This window comes from Parahoeflea olei (genome assembly GCF_001703635.1).
GTDB lineage: Bacteria > Pseudomonadota > Alphaproteobacteria > Rhizobiales > Rhizobiaceae > Hoeflea > Hoeflea olei.
Genome location: NZ_LQZT01000012.1, coordinates 201,462 through 227,570, shown reverse-complemented (window position 1 = coordinate 227,570; position 26,109 = coordinate 201,462). Strand labels below are relative to the sequence as shown.

Genomic DNA, 26,109 nt, shown 5'->3' with positions numbered 1-26,109 from the left:
GTCAGATGTCCTTGTGTCCGGCCGGCCGCGCATCCGCGTCTTGCCGCCGTGAGGTGTCTTTCTGCCCGTCGCCGCCCGCCGGCGGGCAACAGCCGACGCAGCAGTGATCAAGGGTCTGTCCGATGACGCCCGCAAGCGCGCGAACGGCCGGGGCATTGATGGTGTAGCGGGAGCGCTGGCGCTCGGGACGGAAGGTCACGAGGTCGGCATCGACCAGCACCTTGAGATGCTGCGACACCGTCGATTGCGCCAGCCCGGCGCGGTGCACCAGATCCTTGACGCAGCAACTGTCGGCCGCCCCCAATTGCCTGAGCAGCCGCAACCGGGCGGGATGGGCCAGCGCCGCGAGCTTGCGCGCCACCATGCCATCGCTTTCGGAAAATTCCTGCTGCGCCTCTTTCATCGTTCATCGGCGATATACGATGAAGCGATGAGGGTCAACCTGTTCAGCGCGTTTTCGATCCGCCCAGCAATTGCCTGTGCATTTCCTCGGCATTGTCGAGCGGACTTTCAGGCACGGAGAACACCTGCCCCGGCTTGATCCGGTCGGGATTCTGGATCTGCGAGCGGTTGGCGACATAGATCGTGGTGTAGCGCACGCCCTGGCCATAGGTCCGCCGCGAGATCTGCCAGAGCGTATCGCCGCGGCGGATGATCACTGCCCCGGGAGCCTTGGCGAGCGGCGCCTGCACGATGGTGCGCGGACCGGCTCCGTCATCGGGGCGCGGGGTCGGCACCGGTGCGCCGGAGGCGACCACCGCCATCTCGGAGGGTTCCGACAGGGCGGTTTCGGCGCGGACCACCCGCTCGCGCAGGCCTGCGGGATCCGATGCGGCCTGCTCGGCCGCGGGGGCCGGCTGGCCGTCCGCCTGTGCCGGCGGCAGGATCGCTTCGAGGGATGCCTGCGCCTGCGCCCGCATGGCCTGGGCCATCGCCATGGCTTCGGCACCCGCATCCTCGGGCAGGCGCGCGGACGCCGCAGCCCTGAGCTTCGCCACGGCATCGTCATAGGCCGACGAAAATGCTGCGTCCGCGGCCTGGCCGGACTGCGACAAAAGCTCCGAAAGCCTGGACAGGGCATCGAAGGACTCTTCGCGCAGCCGCGACAGTTCAGCCATATCGGCCACCACCGGCGCCGCCTGCGCGGCGGGGTCGGCAACCACCGGAACCGAGGGTGCCACGGCGGCGAGCGCTTCGCCCTCCGGCCGCTGGAACGGCACGGTTGCGCGCAGCAGCACCTGCTCGCCCGCGCCGTCCATGAGGTCGGCGCTGATGGTGTGGTCTCCCACGGAAAGCGCAGTCATCGCCTCGACGATGAAGCGCCCGGTTTCGTCGGCTTTCTCGGTGCCGATGGCGATCCCATCGGCCGAGACCCGAACACTGAAGCCGGGCGGCGCGGAACCGGCGACGAACATCCTCCCGCCTTCGATCTCGACGGCATCCACCCGGACAGTGGCACCGGCGGGAAGCACGGTCTTGTCCGGTTGCGGTCGCGCTTCCGGCTCACCCGCCTGAGGCGCCGCCATCGCGGTCGCGACCTCTGCCGCCGCCGGATCCGCGCCTTGCGGCTCCTGCGCCGGCGCGTCAGCGGTCTCATGGGTGCCTTCGCCGGCATCGACCGGACTGTCGGGCGCAGCCAGAACCGTCGACGCGTCCTGCAGTGCCGGCGTTTCCGTCCCCACGGGCGCAGCCGCGTCGGTGCCGTCGCTCTGTCTCGCCGGTGCCTCGGCGGCAGGCGCGGGGTCAGCCGCAGCCGTTTCGGAACCGGCCACATCCGGCGCAACGGACTGGTCCGGGGTCTGCGCAGGTGCGGCGGAGGCGGTTTCCTCCTTCGCGTCGCTGGCGGTGGCCGCATCGCCGGATTGCGCCGTATCGGCAGCGGCAGCGGCCGGCTGATCGCCCTCGGCCGCCGGCTGGGCGATGATCCGGCTTGCCTTGCCGGGCTTGGTCACCATCGCCAGCAAGTCGCCGCCGGGGTCCTTGGGAATGGACACAGTGGCGACTTCTTCCGACAGCCGGCTTCCGCCCTCCCCGTCGCGAATGCGCAGGTTCAGCTGGTAGTCGCCCGCGGCCAGCGGCACATCGAGCACGGCGGCAAAATCACCGCTCGGGCCGACCTGCGTGGACGAGAGCACCTGCTCGCCGTTCATGATGTCGAGCGTCGTGCCGGGCTCGGCCTTGCCGGCAATCACGGTGGAGCCGTCGGGCTCGACCCTAAGCACGTCAAAACTGGGCACGATCCAGGCCTGGTCGCCTGCGGGCTCGGCGCCGGCACTTTCCGGGGCCGGTGCGGCATCGGCTTGCGCCGGCTCCGGCGCGGCCGTATCGCCGGCCGTGCCGGATGGCGGTGCCGACTGGCTTGCCGTGTCGACATTCGCCCGGAACAGTTTGGGCGAAACGAAAAAGGCGCCGATTGCCGCCGCCACGGCCACCGCGACTAACGCCAGAAATCCGGCATTGCTCTTGGTCATATTGTACTCCGACACCGCGAAAACCGCTCAACGTGGCGAAAACCTAGCCGGTTTGCCAGGGGCATACAAGAAAAAGCAAGGAGAGCGGCGGAGCCGGGACTTGACCCCTTCTGCCGCCGCATGTTCATTCCACCCATGAACACTGATTCACACGGCATCAAGGCCATTTGCGTCTATTGCGGGTCCCAGACGGGCCGCAATCCGGCCTATCGCGCCGCAGCCCAGATCCTGGGACGGGCCATGGCCGAAAGCGGCATAGACCTTGTCTATGGCGGCGGCACCAAGGGCATCATGGGCGCGGTCGCCGAAGCCGTGATCGAGGCCGGCGGCAAGGCCATCGGCATCATTCCCGAATTCCTGATCGACAAGGAAGCCTCGCGCAATTCGCTGGGGCATCTGACCGAGCTGCATGTCACCCGCGACATGCACGAACGCAAGCACATGATGTTTCAGCGCTCCGACGCCTTCGTCACCCTGCCCGGCGGCATCGGCACGCTCGAGGAAATCATCGAGATCATGACCTGGGCGCAACTCGGCCGGCACACCAAGCCGATGGTGTTCGCCAATATCGAAGGCTTCTGGAATCCGCTCAACGCCCTGATCGGCCACATGACCGGCGAAGGCTTCATCCACACAGCCCATCTCGTGCGGCCGATGGTGATCGAGGACCCGCACCAGATCGTGCCGGCGATCGTCGCGCACACCGACGGCCGGGCCGGCGGCGACGAGGCCGTGATCCGGAAACTGTAGGCCGCGGCGCCGAAAGGCCGCCGCCCGCACAAAATCAGACGCAGCGTCTTGCATCCGGGCCGGCCGCGTTAACCCTTCGCTAATCCGCGCGGCCCTAGTCTGGTTTTCGCGACCCCCGCTGCCCGATCGCAAATGGCGACGACATTTCAAGGCACTCGGCCGGTCCGCTCTGGACATGATGTTCAGGCTGCGCCCCATTTCCGGTCCACCTCCTTTCCTCAGATATTGCGAACATGGCCATGTCAGTTTCATCGGTTTCGACCGCAACCAGCCTTTTGTCGTCCTCCTCCTCCGGCTCCACGGTCGCAGCGCTCGAATCGCAGCTTGCCGCCAAGGAAAAGGCGCTCGCCTCCGCCGGGACCGATGAAGAAAAGAAGAGCCTCAAGCAGGAGATCGCCGCGCTCGAGGCGAAGATCGCCGCAGCCAGGCTGGAGGAAGCCAGCCAGACGCAAAGCGCCGCTGCCGCACCCCAGCCGCAATCCTCAAGCTCGCAGAGCCAGCTTTCGGGCGAAAGCAGCCGCATCGGTACCGTCAATTTCGACGAGAACACGCCGTTCGGTGCGCGCGAAGCCTATGTCTGAGATGAACCGGCGCTGAGCCGGGCGCACCCGGCCTCAGCACGAAACCGCGTGGATTGGCAGAAGATGCGCCCGTTTCAACGGTGCGGAGCGCTCTTTGTGCGCACGATCGCAGGCACGGCGCCCTAGCCGGCGGCAGCCAGGGCCGCTGCCCTCCGCGCCCTGTGGCTGCGCAGGAGCGAGACCGTATAGGTCGCAAGCGCCATCCAGATCAGCACGAAGGCCGCAAGCTTCGACAGCCCGAAGGGCTCCTTGAAGACGAACACCGCGATGATGAAAATCAGCGTCGGTGCGATGTACTGCATGATGCCGATGGTGGAGAGCCGGAGCAGCTTGGCGCCATTGGCATAGATCATCAGCGGCACCGCGGTGACCACGCCGCAGCCGAGCAGCAGCAGCACATCGGTGATGCCGGTGCCGCCGAAATGGCCGGTGCCTGTTGTTTGCACATAGGCGATGTAGCCGAGCGCGGGCACCGTCAGGATCAGCACTTCGAGAAAGAAGCCCTGGTTGGGGCCGACCGGCAGCGATTTCTTGAAATAGGCATAGAAGCCCCAGGAGCCGGCAAGCCCGAGCGACACCCAGGGAAGCCCGCCCGATTCCCAGGCAAGCAGCGCCACCGCCGCCACCGCGAGCGCGATCGCCGTCTTCTGCAGCCCGTCGAGCTTCTCCTTGAGCAGCACCGCGGCCAGGAACACCGAAAACAGCGGGTTGATGTAATAGCCAAGGGCTGCCTCGACCGTCCGGCCCGCGCCGATCGACCAGACATAGAGGCCCCAGTTGAAGGTGATGATGGAGGCCGTCAGCATGCCCATCAACATCGTGCGCGGGGTCCTGAGCGCCACGCGGATGTCGTTGGTCCGCCCGAGCAGGAGCAGCACCACGGCGGCGATCGGCACCGACCACAGCACGCGGTGCGCCACCACTTCGACCGCGGGAATATGCGCCACCGCCTTCATGTAGAACGGCAGGAACCCCCACAACAGATAAGCCACCAGCGCGAAGGCGAAACCGCGCGCGGTGTCTTCATCCTGGGCGAGCGGGACCGGTGTCCCCGGGGCTGCGGTATTCTCCGCCATGTCTTTGGCCTGTCATCCTGATTTCGGATGAGAGCCCTACCCCATGCACGACGAATGGGCAAATTCATTCGGCTGAAGTGTCAGGGAGGGTGGCGCGGTTGCGGACCGCTGCCCCGCACCGCTTCGCGCAATCCGGGCCGGCCTCAGCCCTGCCGGTAGATCGCCACCGCTGCTTCCACCAGCGCCGCATTGCCGGGTGCCGGGCTTCCATCCGGCATGTGCCTGCAATCCTCAAGCCCGATGCGGGTCGACCAGGTCCGCCGCCGGGCCTCGCGCACGAAATCCCAGGCCGTGTCGTCGATCCCGTGCAGCAGGATCGGCCGCCTGACGCCGGCGCGCGCAAGAACCGAAGCGATCCCGTCCGCGACCGCAAGGGCTTCAGGCAGCGCCTGCTCCTCGATCTCGATCAGGATGCGCAGCACCTTGTGATGGCTTGTGAGCGAGACGAAGCGCCCCGCATCGGCCACGGTCGCAAGCCCGGCCTCGATGCCCACGCCCATCTTGCTCAAAAGCTCCATGACGGCCGGTGCATCCGGCTCGGAGAGATTGACCGAGGCATGGTCGGGAAGCTCCGACCAGGCGGAAATCGCCGCCCGGGTCCCTGCCGCATCCCCTTCGATCCAGGCCCCTGTGGAGACGCCGACCAGGCTTCCCGGACAGGCCGTGCGCACGGCAGCGATCGTTGCATCCACCGCCGCGAGGCTTTCGGCAAGGTCCGGTCCGCGCGGATGAATGTGGAACTCGGCCGCGCCCGCCCTTATGCAGGCCAGGGCATCGGCCGCCATGGCGTCGGGCGTGAGCGGCAGGGCCGGATGATAATCCGGCGTCCGCGCACCGTTGAGACAGGCCTGCACGATCATGAGTCCACTCCCGGTTGTCGCCCCTATTCCGCGGCCACCTGCCCTGCCAGGTCGCGGTTCTTCATCAGCTTGAAGACGATCGAATCCATCAGCGCCTGGAACGAGGCATCGATGATGTTGTCGGACACGCCCACCGTCCACCAGCGCGCGCCGGTGCCGTCGGTGGATTCGATCAGCACCCGGGTGATCGCCTCGGTACCGCCATTGAGGATACGCACCTTGTAGTCGGAGAGCTCCAGATCCCCGATTTCGTCCTGGTAGACGCCGAGATCCTTGCGCATGGCGATGTCGAGCGCGTTGACGGGACCGTGGCCCTCGGCCACCGACATCATCTCCTGGCCGTCGACCACCAGCTTGACCACGGCTTCGGAGACTGTCCGGATCCGGCCCATCGCATCGAAGCGGCGCTCGACCATCACCCGGAAGCTGGTGACCGAGAAGAATTCCGGCACCCGGCCGAGCGTGCGGTGGGCGAGCAGTTCGAAGCTCGCATCCGCCCCTTCATAGGCATAGCCGGTGGCCTCGCGCTCCTTGACGAGCGAAATCAGCTTGTCGAGCTTCGGATCGTCCTTGGCGACCGTGATCCCGCGCTGCTTGAGCGCATTGATGAAATTCGACTTGCCACCCTGGTCGGAGACCATCACCTTGCGGAAATTGCCGACGCTTTCGGGCGGCACATGCTCATAGGTGCGCGGGTCCTTGAGCAGTGCGGACGCATGAATGCCGGCCTTGGTGGCGAAGGCCGAGGCCCCGACGTAAGGCGCCTGCGTGGCGGGCGAGCGGTTGAGCAATTCGTCGAAGGAATGGCTGAGCGAGGTGAGCCCGGTGAGCTTGTCCTGGCTGACGCCGGTCACGAACCGGTCGGCGTAGACCGGTTTGAGCGCCAGCGTGGCGGCGAGCGTGATCAGGTTGGCATTGCCGCAGCGCTCGCCGATGCCGTTGAGCGTGCCCTGCACCTGCCTGACGCCGGCCTCGACGGCGGCCAATGAATTGGCGACCGCCTGGCCGGTGTCGTTGTGGGCGTGGATGCCGAGCCGGTCGCCGGGGATGCCACCCGCGATCAAAGTTGAGACGATCTCGGCGATCTCGGTGGGCTGCGTGCCGCCATTGGTGTCGCACAGCACCACCCAGCGCGCGCCGGCCTCATAGGCTGCCCTGGCGCAGGCCGTCGCATAGGCGCGGTTGGCCTTGTAGCCGTCGAAGAAATGCTCGCAATCGACCATCGCCTCCTTGCCCGAGGCGATGACGGCGGTCACCGACTCGCGGATCGAATCGAGGTTCTCCTCATTGCTGCAACCGAGCGCCACCTTGACGTGATAATCCCAGCTTTTCGCGACCAGGCAGACACTGTCGCCGGCTGCCTGGATCAGGCCAGCGAGCCCCGGATCGTTGGAAGCCGAAACACCCGCGCGCTTGGTCATGCCGAAGGCCACGAAGGAGGCCCTCCCCGTGCGCTTCTTCGAGAAGAACGCCGTGTCGGTCGGGTTCGCGCCCGGATAGCCGCCCTCGACATAGTCGAAGCCGAATTCGTCGAGCAGCTTCGCGATCGCGATCTTGTCCTCGAGCGAGAAATCGATGCCGGGCGTCTGCTGGCCGTCGCGCAGGGTGGTGTCGAAGAGATAGAGGCGTTCGCGTGTCATGGTCATTCCGGTCTGTGGCAGACGGCTTCGATATTGTTGCCGTCGGGATCGCGCACGAAGGCGCCGTAATAATTGGGGTGGTAATGCGGCCGGAGCCCCGGCGCACCGTTGTCGCTGCCGCCGGCGGCCATCGCCGCCTGATAAAAGGCGTCGACCTCGGCCCGCGACCCTGCCGCCAGGGCGACATGGACAGGCGGCGTCTGCGGCGCGCCCTCGGTGATCCAGAAGTAAGGCTTTTCGCGGCCATAGCCCGCGGTCTGGACGCCGCCCGTATACTCCTTGGGCACCGTCATCACCATCGAGCTGCCGAGCGCCGCGAAGGCGGCGTCGTAGAACCGGCTGGCAGCGGCAAAATCACGGACATGCACGCCAATATGGTCGATCATTGCATCAGTTCCCCTGTTTTCCGGCGAAGCGGTCGGTGGCGCGGATCAGCTGGTCGAGAATGCCGGGCTCGGAGAAGGCGTGGCCGGCGCCCTCGATCAGGTGGAACTCCGCCCGCGGCCAGGCCTTGCTGAGCTGCCAGGCAATCCGCGCCGGGCATGGCATGTCGTAGCGGCCATGCACGATCACGCCGTCGATATCCGCAAGCTTGGACGCGTCGCGCAGCAGCTGGCCTTCCTCGAGCCAGCCGCCATGGACGAAGAAGTGGTTCTCGATCCGCGCGAAGGCGAGTGCGAACTGGTCCTCGTGGAACTTGTCGCTGGTCGAGGGTTCGGGCAGCAGCGTGATGGTCTCGCCTTCCCAGCCGCTCCAGGCCTTGGCGGCCGCAATCTGCGCCGCCCTGTCCTCGCCGATGAGCCGCTTGCGGTAGGCCGCCATCAGGTCGCCGCGCTCGGCTTCGGGGATCGGCGCCAGGAACCGCTCCCATTTGTCCGGGAACATCTCGGAGACGCCGAACTGATAGTACCAGTCGAGCTCGGCCTTGGTGAGCGTGTAGATCCCACGCAGCACCAGTTCGCTCACCGCCTCGGGATGGGTCTCGGCATAGGCGAGCGCCAGCGTCGAGCCCCAGGAGCCACCGAACACCAGCCACTTGTCGAAGCCCGCCATCTCGCGAAGCCGCTCGATATCGGCCACCAGGTGCCAGGTGGTGTTGTTGTCGAGCGAGGCAAAGGGCGTGGAGCGGCCGCAGCCGCGCTGGTCGAACAGGATCACGTCATAAAGCGCCGGATCGAACAGCCGGCGGTGCACCGGACCGCACCCGCCGCCCGGTCCCCCATGCAGGAACACCGCGGGCTTCGCGCCCCGGGTGCCGACCCGCTCCCAATAGACCCGGTGGCCGTCGCCGGTGTCGAGAAAGCCGGTCTCGAACGGTTCGATCTCGGGGTAAAGCTTACGCAAATCGGTCATGTCCGGATCTCCGGGGGCCAGGTTTCGGTGTCGTGATCGGGGTGCTGGAACGAGGTGAGGCTCGCGTTCCAGGCGTCGTTTTCGGCCGCGTTTTCCGCGGTCACCTCCGGCAGCGCGCACAGCCCGTCGAAAAACGGTCGCCTATGGGCCGCATTGACCTGGGCCACGGGGGCCGCGATCTCCGGCCTGTCGAGCGTGCCGATGGCGATTTCCAGTCCGTCCGCGGCCTCGTAGCTGAGCGGCGTGCCGCAATCCGCGCAGAAACCGCGGCGGATCTTGTCGGAACTTTGGAAATGCGACGGCGCACCGCGCGTCCACTCGGTGCCGTGCGCGGTGACGAGCGGCGCGAAGAAGCCGCCGAAGGCCTTCTGGCACATCCGGCAATGGCAGATGGTCGGCCGGCCCAGCCGCTCGATGCGATAGCGCACCGCACCGCATTGGCATCCGCCGGTGATGCTGGTCGTGCTCATCGGTCTATCTCCCACCGAGCCAGATCACCACGCCGAGCGTGATCGCCACCACCAGCACGCCCTTGCCGATCAGCCCGTAGAGCAGCCATTTCGGCATTTCCGTGCCGGGCTTTCGGCCGGGCGCCGGTTCGCGATTGTCGTTCATTGCCCGACCTCCGGTGGCCAGGCTTCAGTGTCCCGGTCGGGATGCTGGTAGCTCACGAGCGTTTTCAGGAACGCGATCGCTTCCTCGTCCTCGAGCGTGTGGCGCTCGGGCAGATCCGGCAGCGCGTCGCACCAGATCCGCTTGCCCTCGATCCCGTAGGCCATCGTCGGCGGAACCCGGTCGGGGTCGTCGAAGGTGAGTACCGTGAGCGCCAGGCCGTCCGGTGCGTCATAGGCGAGCGGCGTGCCGCAGGCCGCGCAGAAGCCGCGCCGGGCCACGTTCGAGCTCTGGAACCAGGACGGCGCGCCGCGGGTCCATTCGAATGTGGCGTCGCCCACGGAGACCAGCGCCAGCGCCTGGGAGGCCGAGGCCTTCTGGCACATCCGGCAATAGCACACCGACGAGGTGCCCGGCGTTCCGGTCAAGCGGAACCTGACGGCGCCGCACTGGCAACCGCCCGAAAGCTGACCCGCGCTCATCTCGCCTCGCTTGCCGGCCAGTGGGCCGTGTCATGATCGGGATGCTGGTGATTGCTCGACGCGATGCTTTCAAGACCGCCCGGCAGGTCCGACCGGTCGACCGCCTTGCCGGCGAGCCCCGCCAGCGCTTCGAAGAACGGCACCCGCGTTTCCACCCCGTCATTGGAGACCGGCACCACGGCCGAGGGCTCGTCGAGGCTGCCCAGCGTCACCGCGACGCCGTCCGATTGCAGCGTGTCGAAGAACAAGGGCGTGCCACAGTCCCGGCAGAACCCACGCCGCACCGGATCGGAGGACTGGAACCAGGAGGCCTCGCCGCGGGTCAGCGTGAGACGGTCGCCCGGCGAGAAACCGAGCGGCATGAAATAATTCCCCGCCGCCTTCTGGCACATCCGGCAATGGCACAGATGCGGATAGTCGAGCCCGCCCTCGACACGGTAGCGAACGGCGCCGCACTGGCAGCCGCCGGCAAGGATTTTGGTCACGGTCATGCCCTCCCTATGACACGCAGGATATGCGTGCAGACATTGTCCATATCGTGAAGAATGTCATCGTTCCAGAAGCGGAGAACCCGCCAGCCCTGTTCTTCGAGAAACGCGGTTCGTTGAGCGTCACGCGACTGGTTCGCGGCGTGCTGGCTGCCATCGACTTCAACGATCAGTTTGTATTCCGGACATGCAAAATCAACGATATAGCCCCCGATCGGCATCTGCCGCCGGAAACCCAGACCCATCAGCCGATGCGCCCTCAACTCGTTCCACAGCTTGAGTTCCGCGTCCGTCATGCCACTGCGCATCCGGCGGGCATGGCGCCTGAGATGCGGCGGCACCTTGCTGTGTGGCAAGTTACCCCCCTCTGTCACTGCGTGACATCTCCCCCGCAAGGGGGGAGATCGGCGGGCCGACAGACCCTGCCTCGGCAACTTCACTTCATCGACGACCAATCTGCAACCGCAAACCGGTTGGAATTCGAAAGCCGCGGCGGCATGCGCAGCCCCCAATCTTCCCCCTTGCGGGGGAGATCGGTGGACCGATAGACCCTGCCCCGTCAACTTCACTTCATCAGCGACCAATCTAGAACCGCAGACCTGGTGGAATTCGAAAGCCGCGGCGGCATGCGCAGCCCCCAATCTCCCCCCTTGCGGGGGAGATGTCGGCGCAGCCGACAGAGGGGGGTGAAACCCAGAGGTCAACGCTTGACCTCCCAGGTCGTCACCCGCTCGCCGGTCTCGGGGTCCTTGCCATCCTTCAGCTGGATGCCCTTGGCGAGCAACTCGTCGCGGATGCGATCGGCTTCGGGCCAGTTCTTGGCCTTGATCATTTCGAGCCGCATGTCGACAAGCGCGCCAACCGCTTTGGCGAGGTCGTCGGCAAGCTCGACCTCCGCCTTGGTCACGCCGAGCAAGGCAGCACTTGCGGCGAATTCCGGCGCTCCGGCAGCGGCGAGCTGGTGCAGCGCCTGCACCGCGGCAACCGTGTTCAGATCGTCGGCAAGGGCCGCCACCACGCTTGCATGCGGCGTGCCGGTCGCCTCGCCGCCCGCAGGCCACTTCGCGAGCATCCGCTCGGCTTCCTCGAGCCGCTTCACGGAAAAATCGATCGGCTCGCGGTAATGCGTCATCAGCATGGCGAGCCTGAGCACTTCGCCCGGCCATTTCCGACCGCCGAATTTGTCGGTTTCGAGCAGTTCGGCGATGGTGATGAAATTGCCCTCGGACTTCGACATCTTGCGGCCTTCGACCTGCAGGAAGCCGTTGTGCATCCAGAGATTCGCCATCCGGTCGTTGCCGTGAGCGCAGCAGGATTGCGCGAGTTCGTTCTCGTGGTGCGGGAAGATCAGATCGAGCCCGCCGCCGTGAATGTCGAAGGTCTCGCCCAGGTGATGCGCGCTCATCACCGAGCATTCGATGTGCCAGCCCGGGCGGCCGTGGATGGTGACGGCGCCGTCGGGACCGGTGAATGCCGCATCCCAGCCAGGTTCGTCCGCGGCCGATTCCTTCCAGAGCACGAAATCCGCCGGGTTGCGCTTGTGCGCTTCGACCGCCACGCGGGCCCCGGCCTGCTGGTCCTCGAGCCTGCGGTTGGACAGCCGCCCGTAATCGGGCATCGAGCCGACGGAAAACAGCACTTCGCGCCCCTCGCGGCCCGTGGTCAGATAGGCATTGCCGCGGTCGATCAGTTGCTGGATCATGGCCACCATGCCGCCGATATGGGCGGTCGCGCGCGGCTCGTGCGTGGGCGTGAGGCAGCCGAGCGCGGCGACGTCCTGATGGTAGCGCACGGCTGTCTTTTCCGTGACCTTGGCGATCGCCTCGTTGAGCGGCAGGTCAGGATAGTCCCTCAGCGCCCGGGCGTTGATCTTGTCATCGACGTCGGCAGCCGGAACAGCACGTCGAGCACGATCGCCGGCCGGGCATTGCCGATATGGGCATAGTCGTAGACCGTCGGCCCGCACACATACATGCGCACGTTCTTGTCGTCGATCGGCCGAAACTCTTCCTTGGCCCGCGTCAGCGTGTTCCAGAACCTGAGTTCGCTCATGTCTGCTCCCCGATGCCGGCGCCCGGCCCGGGTCGTTTGTCCTGTGTGGTGAGAAGACGAAAACGGCCGAGCCAGCGGGACGCTAGCGAATAATAATGCCGCAAATGCAGATGGCGCGTGCGCCGTTTGCCGTTTTCATGCTGGTCTTATCCCCGATTGCATGCGTCCGGTCAAGATGATTGCGTGCCGCCTCAGCCATGGAAGAACCGCACCACGAGCGAGGCCGAAAGCGCCGCCATCACCAGCGCGATCAGCCCGTCGAGCACCCGCCAGGCCGCGGGCCGCGCAAACAGCGGCGCCAGCACGCGCGCGCCGTAACCGAGCCCGAAGAACCAGATGAACGAGGCCGCCATCGCCCCGAGCGCGAAGGCGAGCCGGCCCGCGCCCTCGTAGCGGCCGCTGAGCCCGCCCACCAGAAGCACCGTGTCGAGATAGACATGCGGATTGAGAAAGGTGAAGGCGAGGCAGGTGGCGACCGCCGCCCTGAGCGAGCCCGGACCGGCGCTCGCAGCCTTGAGCGCCGAGGGCGAGAGCGCGCGCTTGAGGGCCAGCAGCGCATATCCCGCAAGAAACACCGCGCCGCCGAGCGTCACCACAGCAATCAGGAGCTCCGAGCCGGCGATGATCGCGCCGAGCCCCGCCACGCCGAGACCGATCAGAAGCGCATCCGACAGCGCACAGATCAGGCACAGCACGAACACATGCTGCCGGATCAGCCCCTGGCGCAGGATGAAGGCATTCTGCGCGCCGATGGCCACGATCAGCGAGCCGCCGAGCAGAAGCCCGGAGAGGGCGGGAGCGAGCAAGGGCGTCATGGGGTCAGAACAGTTTCATCTGGTCGGGAGCACTATCGGCGGGTTTGGCTTTCTTCGGCTTTTGCGCGGCCCTTGCCGGGATGGCGTCAGGTTCGGGACCGGTCGCAGGCTTCTGCACCTCCGGCCCGGTATTGGCAACCTTGTTGACAAGGTCGGAGACGCGGACCGCCTCGAAACAGCCGTCCGCGGCAGGCACCATCAGATCGGCCACATGCCTGGGCTCCTGGTTGAGGCAGTCGAGCCAGCGCGCGAAATCCTCGGGCGCGATCACCACCGGCATGCGGTCGTGGATCGGCGCCATCTCCCGGTTGGGTCCGACGGTCAGGATCGCCGCGGTGTCGATCTCCGCCCCGTCCGGGCTCATATAGGTTTCCATCAGCCCCGCGAAGGCAACGATGCCGCCACCCGTCGGCCTGATCCAGTACGGGGTCGATTTCTGCTTCGAGACCTTGGGCGGCCTATGCCACTCATAGAAGCCGGAGGCCGGAATCAGCACCCGCCGGTGGCGCATCGCGGTGCGGAACGAGGCCTTCTCGGCGGCGGTCTCGGCGCGGGCATTGATCAGCAGCGGAAAGTCTGCCGGGTCCTTGACCCAGCCCGGAAGCAGGCCCCAGCGCGCGAGCAGTGCCCGCCGGTCGGTGCGGTTGTCGCCCTCGGCGCGCGGCCGGTCGGCGGCCACGATCAGGATCGGCTGGGTCGGCGCAATGTTGTAGCGCGCCGGGAAATCCTCGATCTCCTCGAGCCCGAACGGCTCCTGCACCTCCCGAGGGGTTGCGGTCAGGGAAAAACGTCCACACATTGCCCATCCATGACCGAGGACACAGGCAGGGTCAAGAATGACGCGCACGGCCAATACACCCTCCCCGCAACCGGCGCTCGCGGTTTCGGTGGCAGTCGAGCGCGACGGCCGCTTCCTTCTGGTGTTGCGCGCCAATCCGCCGGCCCAGCACATGTATGCCTTTCCCGGCGGCCGGGTCGATCCGGGCGAATCGCTCGAGCACGCGGCACTGCGCGAACTCGAGGAAGAGACGGGGCTCAGGGCTTCCAATCCACGCGCGTTCGCGCGGTTCGATCTCGGCGGCAGCGCCTCAGGCGGCTCCGCCTCCCAGCCTTTCCTGTTGACCGTCTTCCTGGCCGATGATCCCGGGGGCGAGGCGGTCGCGCACGACGACGCCCGCGAAGTGGGCTGGTTCAGCCCCGAGGAGGTGCGCTCCCTGCCCGTGCCCGAGAGCATGGTGACCTGTATGGAGATGCTGGCGCAGGGCGTCGACAAGCTGCGTTAGCCATCTCTCAATCACGTCGCGCGGCCGCGCCAGGCCGGGATTACATCGGGCCGGTTCTTGGTGTATGCAACGCACATGTTCCGCACCCTCGCGCCGATCCTGACCGTTGCGTTGACCGCTCTCCTCGTCAGCGGCGGCGTGCCCGTGCGCGCCCAGGAAACGGAGCAGGAGGCGACTGTGGCGGTGCCGAACCTCCCACCGCCGGCCTACGAGCCGCGGCTCCTGCGACTCGCCGAAATCCTGGGCTCGGTCCAGTACCTGCGCAACCTGTGCAATTCGGAAGGCGAAAGCGACTGGCGCGACAGCATGCAGGCGCTGCTCGACAGCGAGACGGCGGGCGAAGCCGACCGGCGCGAGCAGCTGACCGCCGGCTACAACCGCGGCTACCGCGCCTTTGCCTCCGTTTATACCAGTTGTACCGACGCCGCGGTCGTGGCGGAGGAGCGCTACCGTCGCGAAGGCGCAACACTTGTGGCGGAAATCGTTTCCCGCTATGGAAATTAGGGCTTTGTTAACCGATTTCGACGCAGCCCCGTGCCGGAACGGCTCAACCCGTGCTAGGCTCGTTAATGCCCTGGTAAGCAAGAGTTGGATTGAATGACCTATCCCACACCGCATACGCCCGAAGAACTCGACGACATGATCGTCCAGGAAAAGCTTCAGGTGGCGCTTGAGTTTCAGCACGATGCCTGGGCCGAAAGCACGGCCGACGGCATCGAGCCGGAGATCATCGCCGATGCCGCCATGATCACCGCCATCCGCGAAACGGTGCGGGTGCTCGGCGAGGATCAGGCCGAAGCGCTGCTGGAATCGCTCAGGGAACGCATCCTCGCCGGTGAATTCTCCCCCGAACGTGTGCTACAGTAAGGCCGGAAATCATCACGACCAGCCACGGGGAACAGACGTGATCAACAGGCGCAAGCGCGACGGGCGTACCGGCCGAAACGCGATCGCGGGCGCCCTTGTGCTTGTTCTGGCAGCCAGCTTTCAGCTCACCGCCGCCCAGGCGCTGAGTGACTTGAAGGAAGTGGCGCCGCCTGCCGCCGAAGAGGCCCCCAAGGACACCCGCCCGCCGCTCGATGAGCCCCTGACCGGCAGTGACGGCGGCCTGCCCGCGCCTGCCCCGATCATTCGCCCCCAGCCCGAGCCGACCCCGGCCGTGACCGAACCCGCGGACGCTGCCGACGCAGCCCCGGTCGAGATCCTCACCGATCCCACCCAATTGCCCGAACCCGCGCGGCGGATGCGCGAACTCATCATCGAAGCGGCCTCCAGCGGCGAGATCGAAAACCTGCGCGCCCTGCTCGGCTCCGGCCCCACCGCCACGCAACTGGCCCTGAGCGACATCGATTCCGACCCGGTCGACTATCTGCGCTCGATCTCCGGCGACGGGGCGGGCCAGGAGATCCTGGCGATCCTGATCGACCTTCTCAACACCGGCTTCGTGCGGGTCGATGCCGATGAACCGGGCGAAACCTATCTGTGGCCCTATTTCGCCGCCATGCCGCTCGATTCGCTCACCCCGCCGCAACAGGTGGAGCTGCTCCGGCTCGTCACCGCCGGCGATGTCGAGGACATGAAGGCCTATGGCGCCTATAATTTCTACCGGGTCGGCATTTCGCCCGAGGGTGAGTGGCGCTTTTTCATGGCCGGAGACTGACGCCAGCGCCCGCCAGGCGGTGCCGCCCCGGCGCGTCTGCGGCATCACCCTGCCCTTGCCCGCTGCGGTGCGACAGCCTACCTATCAGGAAACATCCTGCCCTGACTGATCCGGAGTGCCCCATCGTGCCAGCCATAGTCCTTTCCGACCGGAAAATCCTGCGTGTGGACGGCGCCGACGCCCAGCATTTCCTGCAGAACCTGATCACCGCGAATGTGGAAACGCTGCCGCCCGAGGAGGCCCGCCCTGCAGCGCTGCTGACCCCGCAGGGCAAGATCCTGTTCGATTTCCTGATCTCGCGGTCGGGCGAGGCCGCCTATGTCTGCGATGTCCGCGCCGACTGCGCAGACGATTTCGTCCGCAGGCTCACGCTCTACAAGCTGCGCGCGGCAGTCACCATCGCACAGGACACCGAGACACAGGTGATTGCCGGCTGGGACGGCGGAGCGCCCGAAGGCGCGCTCGCCGACAGGCGCTTTCCCGAAGAGGCCCATGTCTGGCGGCTTTACGGCAGCGGCGCCGTGATCGATGCCGCGCGCGCCGATTGGGAGACGCTGCGAGTAACCCATGGCGTTGCCGAATCGGGGACCGATTTCACGCTCTCGGACGTGTTTCCCCATGACGTGCTCATGGACAAGACCGGCGGCGTCGACTTCAAGAAGGGCTGCTATGTCGGCCAGGAAGTGGTCTCGCGCATGCACCATCGCGGCACCGCGAGGCGCCGCGTCGCAATGGTGAGCGCCGAGACCGCGCTGCCCGCGGATGCGAGTTCGCAGACCAGCGTGCTTGCCGGCGACAAGCCGGTCGGAACACTCGGAACGGTCGTCGGCAAGGCGGGGCTTGCGATCGTGCGCACCGACCGGGTCGCCGATGCGCTGGCGGAAGGCACGGAGCTCACGGTCGCGGGCATTCCGGTCGAACTGGCACTGCCGGCCTGGAGCGGATTGAGCTTCGACAGCGCCGAGGCCGGCGCCCGGGACGCCTGACCCGTGCCGCCCGCACAGAAGGCCGCGCGGGCCTGGCAGCGCATGCTCTCGGGCCGGCGGCTCGATCTGCTCGACCCGTCGCCCCTGGACGTGGAGATTTCCGACATCGCCCACGGGCTCGCGCGCGTGGCGCGCTGGAACGGCCAGACCCGCGGCGACCATGCCTACTCGGTGGCCCAGCATTCGCTGATCGTCGAGACGGTGGCGGGCCGGCTTACCACCGCCACCCCCGACACGCTGATGCTCGCGCTGCTGCACGATGCGCCCGAATATGTGATCGGCGACATGATTTCGCCGTTCAAGGCGGTGGTCGGCGGCGGCTACAAGACGGTGGAGGCGCGGCTGGAGGCCGCCATTCATTTGCGCTTCGGGCTGCCGCCCGCCCTTCCCGCCCCGCTCAAGGCGCTGATCAAGCGCGCCGACCGGATCGCCGCCTATTTCGAAGCCACCGAACTCGCGGGCTTTTCCGACCGTGAAGCCCGTTCCTTCTTCGGCGCGCCGCGCGGCATCTCGCCCGACATGCTCGATATCGCGCCGCGGCCGGCCTCGGAGGTGCAGGCGCTGTTCCTGCGCCGGTTCGAGGAACTGGAGATGTCTCAACCAGATCGCCCAGGCCGCCGTCATCCACAAGGCGCGGGAAATGGTGAGCCTTCTTGCGGAGCACCAGGATTTTCACCGGCCCGGCGTGATCGACCCGGGGCGCCACCTGAAGCTCGGCGTCAACGACATTTCCGAATTGCGCGAGGGGCTGACGGCGCCCGACGAGGCGCATGTCGACCGCCTGATCCGATTCGCCCGCTCCTGGGACCGGCGCGCGCCGCTGCTGGTGCATTGCTGGCTGGGGATTTCGCGCTCTCCCGCCGCCGCCGCCATCGCAGCCTTGGCGGTCGAGCCGGATCAGGACGAGATGGCGCTGGCCGAGCGGCTGCGCCTTGCCTCGCCCTTCATTTCACCCAATCGCCGGCTGGTCGAGATCGGCGACGCGCTGCTCGGCCGCGACGGGCGGTTCATCCGGGCGATCCACGCCATCGGCCGCGGCGCCGATGCCTTCGAGGGCGACTGCTTTGCCTTCGCCATCAAGCCCGGCGACGAGCTTCCTGTCCGCCCGCTGCCGGCCGGCACGGATTGAGCACGATGGAGCCCGGCCGCCTTCCGCCCCTGCGCATCGGACTCGATGCCGCGATCGTCGCGGTCACGCATCGCACCCCGAGCATTCTCGCGGTGCCGGAGGTGCCGGGCGCGGGACCGGCCGACGGATTGCCGTTCGGCCCGTTCGATCCGGTGCGCCACCGCACTTTCGAGGCGAGCCTGCGCGACAGTGTGGAAAGCCAGACCGCGCTCAATCTGGGCTATGTCGAGCAGCTCTACACCTTCGGCGACCGCGGCCGGCACATGCCCGGCGACGATCTGCACGGCGGGGAAAAGCCGCATCTGGTCTCGGTGGGCTACCTGGCCCTGACCCGGGCGGACGCGGAAAACCCGGAGGCGCTCGCTGCCACCGGCGCGCGCTGGCGCGACTGGTACGAGCTGTTTCCCTGGGAGGACTGGCGCGAGGGGCGCCCGGCGATGCTCGACACCGCGATTCTGCCGCGGCTGCTGCCCTGGGCCGAGGAACCGGTCGCCCGGCCGCGCAACCCGAGCCGCATGGCCCGCATCCGGCTCGCCTTCGGCCTCAACGACTTTCCCTGGGACGAGGAACGGGTGCTCGACCGCTACGAGCTGCTGTATGAGGCGGGACTTCTGGCCGAGGCCGTCGCCGACCAGCGCGTGGCCACCACCGGGCTCGAGTCGCCGCTCGGTCGGGCCATGCGCTTCGACCACCGCCGCATCGCCGCCACCGCGGTGCAGCGCCTGCGCGCCAAGATCAAGTACCGCCCGGTGATCTTCGAGCTGATGCAGCCGGAATTCACGCTGACGGATCTTCAGACCACCGTCGAGGCGATCTCCGGCCGGCATCTGCACAAGCAGAACTTCCGCCGCCTGGTCGAGGGCGCCGAGCTGGTCGAGCCCACCGGCGCCACGAGTTCGGCCACCGGCGGCCGCCCCGCCGCGCTCTACCGCTTCCGCGCCAAGATCCTGGAAGAGCGCCCCGCCCCCGGCCTGAGGCTCGGTGGCCGCGGCTAGCCGCCGCCGCACCTCCCGGTTTCCCGACACGTCCTTGCGACCCGATCTCGCCGGCCCTGCATGCAGCCGCCGGTGCGCCTTCGGCCGGCCAAGTGTTTCCAGTGCCCTGCGTTGAAGATCCCATCCGGGATTCTGCATGCCGTTCGTATTGATCAAGAGCTTCCCCGCGCTAGTTCATGTTCAGGCCAGACAGACAGTCCTCCTGCCTCAGCGCAATTGCTTCGCGGCGACGGGATGTGGATTGGAGACGGCCGCCCGATCTTGCAGCCGGCACTTTGACCGGCATCTTGAATTGAGAGGTTGATGAAAACGCGCCCCAAGGCCCGGGAAAATCATGGGGGAGCGGTTTGCATTCGGGACACCGTCAGGCTAGGTTCCTGTCGCTTTCAGGATGGCGTCGCCTGTTTGCGACATATCCTGGGCAGACCGGACTGACGGACGGAGGCGGAACGCGGGGGACCAGCGAACCGCCTTCATCGCCAAGGCGCGCCCCGGTCATGACCCGGGTCGAACGGCATAGCGGGTGATCCGGCCCGGTGCCGGGCCATCAGGAAGCGCAAGGGGGATCACGGCAAAAGCCGGCCCCGTCTGCGCCGAACTTTAAAACCAAGAGGGACATTTCATGACAGACGTAAGCGACCAGGGCATTCCTGCCCCAGAGGGGCCGGCCAATCTCATCGACACAGAGTATGAGATCGGCCAGGACAACTATTCCACATCCATCGGGCCGTTCGGCCTCGACATCCACAATCCGGTCTTTGCCATTTCCGGACTGACCATCATCGCCTTCGTGCTGTTGACGCTCGCCTTCCAGGAAAGTGCCGGCACGGCCTTCGGCGACCTGCGCGACTGGCTCACGGGAACCTTCGACTGGTTCTTCCTCAGCGCCGCGAACATTTTCGTGCTGCTGTGCCTGTTCCTGATCGTCTCGCCCTACGGCAAGGTGCGCATCGGCGGCAAGGAAGCGACACCGGATTATTCCTATTCCGGCTGGTTCGCCATGCTGTTCGCCGCCGGGATGGGCATCGGGCTGATGTTCTACGGCGTGTCAGAGCCGATCTCGCATTTCTCCAGTTCGGTGGCCGAAGGCGCGGGCACGGCAGACAGCTGGGCGCCGCTCGGCGGCGCCGCCGGCAACAATGCCGAAGCGCGCGATCTCGGCATGGCCGCGACCATCTTTCACTGGGGCCTGCACCCCTGGGCGATCTATGCCGTGGTCGCGCTGGCGCTGGCGCTGTTTGCCTACAACAAGGGCCTGCCGCTGACGATGCGTTCGGTGTTCTACCCGATCTTCGGGGAACGCGTCTGGGGCTGGACCGGCCATGTGATCGATACGCTGGCGGTGTTTGCCACGCTGTTTGGCCTGGCCACCTCGCTCGGCTTCGGCGCCGAGCAGGCCAATGCCGGCCTCAACCACATTTTCGGCATTCCCGTCACCGACGTTTCCAAGGTGGTGCTGATCGTCTGCATCACCGGCGTGGCGCTCCTGTCGGTCGTGGCCGGCCTCGATGCCGGCGTCAAGCGGCTCTCGGAGATCAACATGGTGCTTGCCGCCCTGCTGCTCGTCTTCGTGCTGCTGGTCGGTCCGACCATGGCGATCTTCACGGGCTTCTTCCACAATCTCTATGAATATGCCCGCTATCTCCCGGAACTCTCCAACCCCTTCGGCCGCACGGATGACAATTTCCGCCAGGGCTGGACGGCCTTCTACTGGGCCTGGTGGATTTCCTGGTCGCCGTTCGTGGGCATGTTCATCGCCCGCGTCAGCCGCGGCCGCACGGTGCGCGAATTCATCACCTGCGTGCTGATCATCCCCTCGCTGGTCTCGGTGTTCTGGATGACCGTGTTCGGCGGCACCGCCATCGACCAGCTCGTCAACGAGGGCTACCAGGTCGTCGTCGACTCGCCGCTCGAACTCAAGCTGTTCGCCATGCTCGAGGCGCTGCCGCTGCAGCAGATCACCTCCTTCATCGCCATCGTGCTGGTGATCGTGTTCTTCGTCACCTCCTCGGATTCGGGCTCGCTGGTGATCGACACGATCACCGCCGGCGGCAAGGTCGATGCGCCCGTGCCGCAGCGCGTGTTCTGGGCAAGCTTCGAGGGCCTGGTGGCAATCGCCCTGCTTTTGGGCGGCGGTCTCGGCGCGCTTCAGGCGATGGCGGTGTCGACGGGCTTCCCGTTCACCATCGTGCTCTTGCTCGCCTGCTTCGCGATCCTCAAGGGCCTGCACAGCGAGCCGCGCTGACAGGCGATCCAACGAGCAATGCAAACCAAGAGGCCGCCCGATCCCTCGGGCGGCCTCTTTTCTATCCATCTGCGGGCAGTTTCGCGGCCCGGATCAGCGGTTGGCTGGTTCGCCTCAGAGCGGCCAGACCAGCAGCAGCAGCGGCAGGCTGACCGCCACCACCAGCGCCTCGAGCGGCAGCCCGAGCTTCCAGTAATCGCTGAAGCGGAAGCCGCCGGGACCGAGGATCAGCGTGTTGTTCTGGTGCCCGATCGGGGTCAGGAACGCGCAGGACGCACCGATCGCCACCGCCATCAGGAAACTGTCGGGATTGACGTCGAGCGTCGCCGCGATGCCGATCGCGATCGGGCACAGCACCGCCGCCGTCGCCGCATTGTTCATCACGTCGGACAGGAACATGGTGGTGATGAGCACCACCGCCAGCGCCGCCACCGGGTTGCCCTGGGCGATGCTGTCGACCAGAAACCGCGCAAGCAGATCGGCGGCGCCGGTCGATTGCATCGCCTCCGCCACCGGGATCAGCGCCGCCAGCAGCACGATCACCGGCCAGTCGATGGCGGTGTAGATCTGCTGCAGCGGCACGGTGCGGAACAGCATGGTCGCCAGCACGCCGAGCGCGAAGGCGGGGGCGGCCGGCAGCACGCCGAACGTGACCAGCAGCACCGAGCACAGCATGATCGCCGCGGCAATCAGCGCCATGCGCTTGTCGGGGATGCGCAATTCGCGCTCGCCCAGCGGCACGCATCCGGTTTCGTTGACAAATTCCGAGACCACCACCTGCGGCCCCTGCATCAGGAGCAGGTCGCCGGAGCGGAGTTTGAGCGTGCGCAGCCGCGCCTTCGGGGCCATGCCGTTGCGCGAGACGGCCAGGAGATTGAGCCCATACCGGGTGCGCAGCCGCAGGTCGCTCGCCGATCGGCCGACGATGGAGGAGCCGGGCAGCACCGCAAGCTCGCGCAACACCAGATCGTCATCCGGCCCGAGCTCGGTGTCGGGGCCGGTCTCGGCGGCGGCGTCATCTTTCGCCTCGCCCTCTGCCGCCGCTGCGGCCTGTTTGCGAAGCGCGGAGGATTTGCCGGCGGATGGCGATGCCTCCGCCTCCGACGCCTCGGCTTCCCGGTCGCGCTCCTGCGAAGACCCCTTTTCCTCGAGATGAATGTCGAACACCGAAACCGCCTCGGCAAGCCCCTCGACCTCCGCCTCCATCACCAGAATGTCGCCGCTGCGGATCCGGTAGCGGCGATGCGGCGCATTGATGCGCAGGTCGTTGCGGACCAGCGCCACGATCTGCGCCCCGCTCTCCTCGATCTCGCTTTCGAATTGGTTGAGGGTCAGGCCAACCGCCTTGCTTTTGTCGGGGACCCTGAGTTCGGTGAGATAGGCGCCGGTCTCGAACCCCTTGAGATTGGAAGGCTTGCGCGCCGGCACCAGCCGAGAGGCGGCAAGGGCGATGAAAACCACGCCCACCGCCGCCACCGCGAGCCCGACCGGCGTGAAATCGAAGATCCGATAGGGTCCGAGCCCGGCTTCGGCGCGGAAGCCCGACACGATCAGGTTCGGCGGCGTGCCGATCAGCGTGGTCATGCCGCCGAGCACCGTGCCGAAGGCGAGCGGCATCAGCACCTGCCCGGGGGTGAGATCGATCCGGCCCGACAGCTGGATCGCGACCGGCATCAGAAGCGCCATGGCGCCGACATTGTTCATGAAGCCCGACAGCGCGGCGCCCAGGCACATCAGCGACAACAGGCTCACCAGCCGCCCGGCATTGCGCGGCAGCACGCCCCGCGCCAGCCAGTCGACGGCGCCGGTGGCCTGCAGCCCCTGGCTCAGGATCAGCACGCAGGCCACGGTGATCACCGCCGGGTGGCCGAAGCCGAGAAACGCGGATTCGGGCGTCACCAGCCCCACCGCCACGCAGGCCATCAGTGCGGCAAGCGCCACCACGTCGTGGCGCAACCGTCCCCACAGGAACAGGCAGACCGCGGCGACGAGGATGGCGAAGATCAGGATTTGCGGGGTGGTCATGGGGCGGTCCTTGTGGATCAATCGACTAGCATAATGCTTGCTTGATCAAATAGATCCATCGGGGAACCGGATTGTCGAGCGCCCGCGCGCGGTTCGCCCGGCCCGCGCCTCAGGCGATGTCGATATCGAGCCCGATGTCGAGCGTCGGTGCGGCCATGGTGATCTTCGAGGTCGAGATGTAGTCGACGCCGGTCTCGGCGATGGCTGCAATGGTGTCGAGACTGACATTGCCCGAGGCCTCGAGCACGATCGGGCCGCCGGGCGCGGCAAGGTTCATGGCAACCGCCTTGCGCAGCATGTCGGGGCCCATATTGTCGAGAAGGCAGACATCGGCACCGGTTTCGAGCACTTCGGCGAATTGCGCGAGCGTGTCGACCTCGATCTCGATCCGGACCAGATGGCCGGCATAGGCCTTGGCCGCGGCAAGCGCCTGGGCAATGCCGCCCGCCACCGCGATATGGTTGTCCTTGATCAGGATCGCGTCGTCGAGGCCGTAGCGGTGGGAGGAGCCGCCGCCGCAGCGCACGGCGTATTTCTCGACGCCGCGCAGGCCGGGCAGCGTCTTGCGCGTGCAGGTGACCCTGGCCGAGGTATGGGCGATGGCCTCGGCAAAGCGGGCGGTGTGGGTGGCGACGCCCGACAGGTGCATGAGAAAATTGAGCGCCACCCGTTCGGCCGACAGGAGCCCGCGCGCCGGCCCCGAAATACGCGCGATCGGGGTTCCCGGCGCGACGCGGGCGCCATCGGTCGCGAGCGCCTCGAAGCGGATCGCCGGGTCGATCAGCCGAAAGGCCGCGCGCGCCAGCGGCAGGCCGGCAATCACGCCCGCCTCACGGCTGTTCATCAGCGCGGTCGCCTGACGGTCGGGGCCGATGGTGGCGCTGGTGGTGATGTCGCCGGCGCGGCCGAGATCTTCGAGAAGCGCGTGACGCACCTGCTCCTCGATCAAAAGTTCCGGCAGGTCGGGGGCAAGGGCCTTGGTCATAGCGCGGACATCTCCATGAGATCGGGAATGATGGCGTCGGCCTGGTCCAGCGTGACCAGCGTGCGCCGCTTCCAGTCGTCCTCGGCCTCGGGACAATCGGTGCGGAAATGCCCGCCGCGGCTTTCGGTGCGGTTGAGCGCGCAGACCGCGATCAGCTTCGCGGTGGTCAGCACATTGTCGAACCGCAGCGAATGGCTCTCGCGTGCGAGCCGCATGATGGTCCTGAGCGCCACGCGCATGCCGTCGGCATCGCGCAGCACGCCGAGATTGGCGCTCATGGTCTTTCTCAGAACCGTCATGTTCGGATGGTCCTTCTCGACCAGATGCTCGGACGAGGTGACCGAGCCGTCCTGCCAGTCCTTCGGCGCATCTGGACCGATCTCGGCCTTCAGGCGCTCGGCGATGCGCGCCGAAAACACCACCGCCTCGAGAAGCGAATTCGAGGCCAGCCGGTTGGCGCCGTGCGCGCCGGTGGAGCTGCACTCGCCGCAGGCCCAGAAACCGGGCAGCGAGGAGCGGCCGTCGATGTCGGTCCAGATCCCGCCCATGAAGTAATGCGCTGCCGGGACCACCGGGATCATGTCCGAGGCCGGGTCGATCCCCGCCTCGCGGCAATAGCCGTAGACCGTGGGAAATTCCTCGGCAAAGCCCGGCACCGCCGTGCGGCAATCGAGAAAGGCGCCCCTGCCCGCGCGCACCTCGGCGAAGATCCCGCGCGCGACCACGTCACGCGGCGCAAGTTCGGCATCGGGGTGGAGCGGCACCATGAAGCGTTCGCCCGCCGTGTTGTGCAGCGTGGCGCCATGGCCGCGCAGCGCTTCGGTGGCAAGCGGCGCGGGGTCCTTGCCGACATCGATCGCGGTCGGGTGAAACTGCACGAACTCCATGTCCGCCATCCGCGCGCCGGCGCGGGCGGCCATGCCGATGCCGCCACCGCGCGCCTCGTTGGGATTGGTGGTGACCTGGTAAAGATGGCCGACGCCGCCGGTGGCCATCACCACGTTCGAGCCGCCGATCCGGTGCACCGTGCCGCTGCCGGTATGATCGCGCGCGACCACGCCGGTCACCCGCCCGTCCTCGACGATCAGGTCCTCGGCGACATAGCCTTCCAGCACCCGGATCGAGGGCGTCTTGCGCACCGAGGCCACCAGCGCCTCCATGATCGCGCGGCCGGCCATGTCGCCCCGGACCCGCACCACCCGGCTCTGCGAATGCGCCGCCTCGCGGCTGACTTCGAGCCGGCCTTCGAGATCGCGGTCGAACGGCACGCCATAGCCGAGCAGATCGTGGATCCGGTCCGCGGCTTCCGACGTCATCATCCGGATGATCGCCTCGTCGACGATGCCGTCACCGGCGACGATGGTGTCGTGCACATGGCTTTCGACGGTATCGCCCGGGGCCACCGCGGCGGCGATGCCCGCCTGTGCCCAGGCCGAGGACGCACCGCGGCCGATCGGAGCGGCGGCCAGCACGGTCACGGCCTTGGGCGCAAGCTTGAGCGCGCAGAACAGCCCGGCCAAGCCGCCGCCGATGATGATGATCTCATCCGGACGCTTGATTGCCTGCGGACGGTGGACGGCGATCGCTGTGGATGCCATGGGCATGCTCCCTGCTGGTGCGG

At 67.0% G+C, this 26,109-nt stretch carries 28 protein-coding genes and 1 pseudogene; 10 read left to right on the top strand and 19 right to left on the bottom strand.

Going from position 1 to position 26,109, the window contains the following annotated elements:
* Position 1: 1 nt before the first annotated feature.
* Positions 2–403, bottom strand: a complete 402-nt coding sequence (locus AWJ14_RS09660) for an ArsR/SmtB family transcription factor (RefSeq protein ID WP_066177925.1) — start codon at positions 401–403, stop codon at positions 2–4.
* 43 nt (positions 404–446) lie between these two features.
* Positions 447–2,471: a LysM peptidoglycan-binding domain-containing protein gene (locus AWJ14_RS09655; RefSeq protein WP_066177924.1), complete on the bottom strand. Its 2,025-nt coding sequence runs from the start codon at positions 2,469–2,471 to the stop codon at positions 447–449.
* A 135-nt stretch (positions 2,472–2,606) separates the two neighbouring features.
* Here AWJ14_RS09655 and AWJ14_RS09650 point away from each other — a divergent pair, with 135 nt between their 5' ends.
* The gene (locus AWJ14_RS09650) at positions 2,607–3,221 is read left to right on the top strand and encodes an LOG family protein (protein WP_066178592.1); all 615 of its coding nucleotides are present in this window, start codon (positions 2,607–2,609) and stop codon (positions 3,219–3,221) included.
* A gap of 239 nt (positions 3,222–3,460) precedes the next feature.
* Positions 3,461–3,802 (top strand): hypothetical protein, encoded by a 342-nt coding sequence (locus AWJ14_RS09645; RefSeq protein ID WP_139112591.1) that lies wholly within the window; start codon positions 3,461–3,463, stop codon positions 3,800–3,802.
* A 122-nt stretch (positions 3,803–3,924) separates the two neighbouring features.
* Here AWJ14_RS09645 and rarD read toward each other — a convergent pair whose 3' ends face one another.
* The 13 genes and pseudogenes from rarD to AWJ14_RS09585 all read right to left on the bottom strand — a co-directional run bounded on the left by rarD (position 3,925) and on the right by AWJ14_RS09585 (position 13,979).
* Positions 3,925–4,878 carry an EamA family transporter RarD gene (gene rarD, locus AWJ14_RS09640; RefSeq protein ID WP_066177920.1) on the bottom strand — a complete coding sequence of 318 codons (954 nt, stop codon included), beginning with the start codon at positions 4,876–4,878 and terminating at the stop codon, positions 3,925–3,927.
* A gap of 143 nt (positions 4,879–5,021) precedes the next feature.
* Positions 5,022–5,738, bottom strand: coding sequence for a 3-keto-5-aminohexanoate cleavage protein (locus AWJ14_RS09635; RefSeq protein ID WP_066177918.1), 717 nt, complete (start codon positions 5,736–5,738; stop codon positions 5,022–5,024).
* Between the two features lie 23 nt (positions 5,739–5,761).
* Positions 5,762–7,378, bottom strand: coding sequence for a citramalate synthase (cimA, locus tag AWJ14_RS09630; protein ID WP_066177916.1), 1,617 nt, complete (start codon positions 7,376–7,378; stop codon positions 5,762–5,764).
* 2 nt (positions 7,379–7,380) lie between these two features.
* Positions 7,381–7,764 carry a VOC family protein gene (locus AWJ14_RS09625; protein WP_066177913.1) on the bottom strand — a complete coding sequence of 128 codons (384 nt, stop codon included), beginning with the start codon at positions 7,762–7,764 and terminating at the stop codon, positions 7,381–7,383.
* 4 nt (positions 7,765–7,768) lie between these two features.
* The gene (pip, locus tag AWJ14_RS09620) at positions 7,769–8,731 is read right to left on the bottom strand and encodes a prolyl aminopeptidase (RefSeq protein ID WP_066177912.1); all 963 of its coding nucleotides are present in this window, start codon (positions 8,729–8,731) and stop codon (positions 7,769–7,771) included.
* On the bottom strand, positions 8,728–9,201 hold the full coding sequence (locus AWJ14_RS09615) for a GFA family protein (RefSeq protein ID WP_066177909.1): 474 nt from the start codon (positions 9,199–9,201) through the stop codon (positions 8,728–8,730). Before AWJ14_RS09615 ends, pip begins: the two co-directional genes overlap by 4 nt.
* A 4-nt stretch (positions 9,202–9,205) precedes the next feature.
* Positions 9,206–9,346 (bottom strand): hypothetical protein, encoded by a 141-nt coding sequence (locus AWJ14_RS22400; protein WP_171904852.1) that lies wholly within the window; start codon positions 9,344–9,346, stop codon positions 9,206–9,208.
* Entirely contained in the window at positions 9,343–9,825 is a 483-nt protein-coding gene (locus AWJ14_RS09610) for a GFA family protein (RefSeq protein WP_066177906.1), read from the bottom strand. The genes AWJ14_RS22400 and AWJ14_RS09610 overlap by 4 nt, the downstream gene beginning before the upstream one ends.
* Positions 9,822–10,316, bottom strand: a complete 495-nt coding sequence (locus AWJ14_RS09605; RefSeq protein ID WP_066177904.1) for a GFA family protein — start codon at positions 10,314–10,316, stop codon at positions 9,822–9,824. The genes AWJ14_RS09610 and AWJ14_RS09605 overlap by 4 nt, the downstream gene beginning before the upstream one ends.
* Positions 10,313–10,669, bottom strand: coding sequence for an endonuclease domain-containing protein (locus tag AWJ14_RS09600; RefSeq protein WP_083220195.1), 357 nt, complete (start codon positions 10,667–10,669; stop codon positions 10,313–10,315). Before AWJ14_RS09600 ends, AWJ14_RS09605 begins: the two co-directional genes overlap by 4 nt.
* 344 nt (positions 10,670–11,013) lie before the next feature.
* Positions 11,014–12,365 (bottom strand): annotated as a pseudogene (gene cysS / locus AWJ14_RS09595) (cysteine--tRNA ligase).
* Positions 12,366–12,556: 191 nt separating this feature from the next.
* Positions 12,557–13,171 carry a LysE/ArgO family amino acid transporter gene (locus tag AWJ14_RS09590; RefSeq protein ID WP_171904863.1) on the bottom strand — a complete coding sequence of 205 codons (615 nt, stop codon included), beginning with the start codon at positions 13,169–13,171 and terminating at the stop codon, positions 12,557–12,559.
* Between the two features lie 13 nt (positions 13,172–13,184).
* A complete protein-coding gene (locus tag AWJ14_RS09585) occupies positions 13,185–13,979 on the bottom strand; it encodes an SOS response-associated peptidase (protein WP_066177898.1) in 795 nt (264 codons plus the stop codon).
* Positions 13,980–14,016: 37 nt separating this feature from the next.
* Between AWJ14_RS09585 and AWJ14_RS09580 the strand changes: the two genes are divergently transcribed.
* The 5 genes from AWJ14_RS09580 (at position 14,017) to ygfZ (ending at position 17,109) form a co-directional block, all read left to right on the top strand.
* Positions 14,017–14,463 carry an NUDIX hydrolase gene (locus AWJ14_RS09580; RefSeq protein ID WP_066177896.1) on the top strand — a complete coding sequence of 149 codons (447 nt, stop codon included), beginning with the start codon at positions 14,017–14,019 and terminating at the stop codon, positions 14,461–14,463.
* A gap of 75 nt (positions 14,464–14,538) precedes the next feature.
* Positions 14,539–14,967, top strand: a complete 429-nt coding sequence (locus tag AWJ14_RS09575) for a TIGR02301 family protein (protein WP_066177895.1) — start codon at positions 14,539–14,541, stop codon at positions 14,965–14,967.
* Positions 14,968–15,060: 93 nt separating this feature from the next.
* Positions 15,061–15,330, top strand: coding sequence for a hypothetical protein (locus AWJ14_RS09570; RefSeq protein WP_066177894.1), 270 nt, complete (start codon positions 15,061–15,063; stop codon positions 15,328–15,330).
* 37 nt (positions 15,331–15,367) lie between these two features.
* Complete coding sequence (locus AWJ14_RS09565; RefSeq protein WP_066177891.1) at positions 15,368–16,123, top strand: hypothetical protein; 756 nt, start codon at positions 15,368–15,370, stop codon at positions 16,121–16,123.
* Between the two features lie 125 nt (positions 16,124–16,248).
* Positions 16,249–17,109, top strand: coding sequence for a CAF17-like 4Fe-4S cluster assembly/insertion protein YgfZ (gene ygfZ, locus AWJ14_RS09560; protein WP_066177889.1), 861 nt, complete (start codon positions 16,249–16,251; stop codon positions 17,107–17,109).
* Positions 17,110–17,273: 164 nt separating this feature from the next.
* Here the strand turns inward: ygfZ and AWJ14_RS22985 are convergent, their stop codons facing one another.
* Positions 17,274–17,396 (bottom strand): hypothetical protein, encoded by a 123-nt coding sequence (locus AWJ14_RS22985; protein WP_280949310.1) that lies wholly within the window; start codon positions 17,394–17,396, stop codon positions 17,274–17,276.
* A gap of 353 nt (positions 17,397–17,749) precedes the next feature.
* Here AWJ14_RS22985 and AWJ14_RS09555 point away from each other — a divergent pair, with 353 nt between their 5' ends.
* The 3 genes from AWJ14_RS09555 (at position 17,750) to AWJ14_RS09545 (ending at position 21,478) form a co-directional block, all read left to right on the top strand.
* Positions 17,750–18,238, top strand: coding sequence for a tyrosine phosphatase family protein (locus AWJ14_RS09555; protein ID WP_245304192.1), 489 nt, complete (start codon positions 17,750–17,752; stop codon positions 18,236–18,238).
* Between the two features lie 5 nt (positions 18,239–18,243).
* Positions 18,244–19,233, top strand: coding sequence for an NUDIX hydrolase (locus AWJ14_RS09550; protein WP_066177887.1), 990 nt, complete (start codon positions 18,244–18,246; stop codon positions 19,231–19,233).
* A gap of 622 nt (positions 19,234–19,855) precedes the next feature.
* Positions 19,856–21,478: a BCCT family transporter gene (locus tag AWJ14_RS09545; protein ID WP_066177886.1), complete on the top strand. Its 1,623-nt coding sequence runs from the start codon at positions 19,856–19,858 to the stop codon at positions 21,476–21,478.
* 114 nt (positions 21,479–21,592) lie between these two features.
* Here the strand turns inward: AWJ14_RS09545 and AWJ14_RS09540 are convergent, their stop codons facing one another.
* The 3 genes from AWJ14_RS09540 to AWJ14_RS09530 form a co-directional block, all read right to left on the bottom strand.
* On the bottom strand, positions 21,593–23,503 hold the full coding sequence (locus tag AWJ14_RS09540) for an SLC13 family permease (protein WP_066177884.1): 1,911 nt from the start codon (positions 23,501–23,503) through the stop codon (positions 21,593–21,595).
* A 109-nt stretch (positions 23,504–23,612) separates the two neighbouring features.
* Complete coding sequence (gene nadC / locus AWJ14_RS09535) at positions 23,613–24,488, bottom strand: carboxylating nicotinate-nucleotide diphosphorylase (protein WP_066177882.1); 876 nt, start codon at positions 24,486–24,488, stop codon at positions 23,613–23,615.
* Entirely contained in the window at positions 24,485–26,086 is a 1,602-nt protein-coding gene (locus AWJ14_RS09530) for an L-aspartate oxidase (RefSeq protein WP_066177880.1), read from the bottom strand. The genes nadC and AWJ14_RS09530 overlap by 4 nt, the downstream gene beginning before the upstream one ends.
* Between the last annotated feature and the right edge of the window lie 23 nt (positions 26,087–26,109).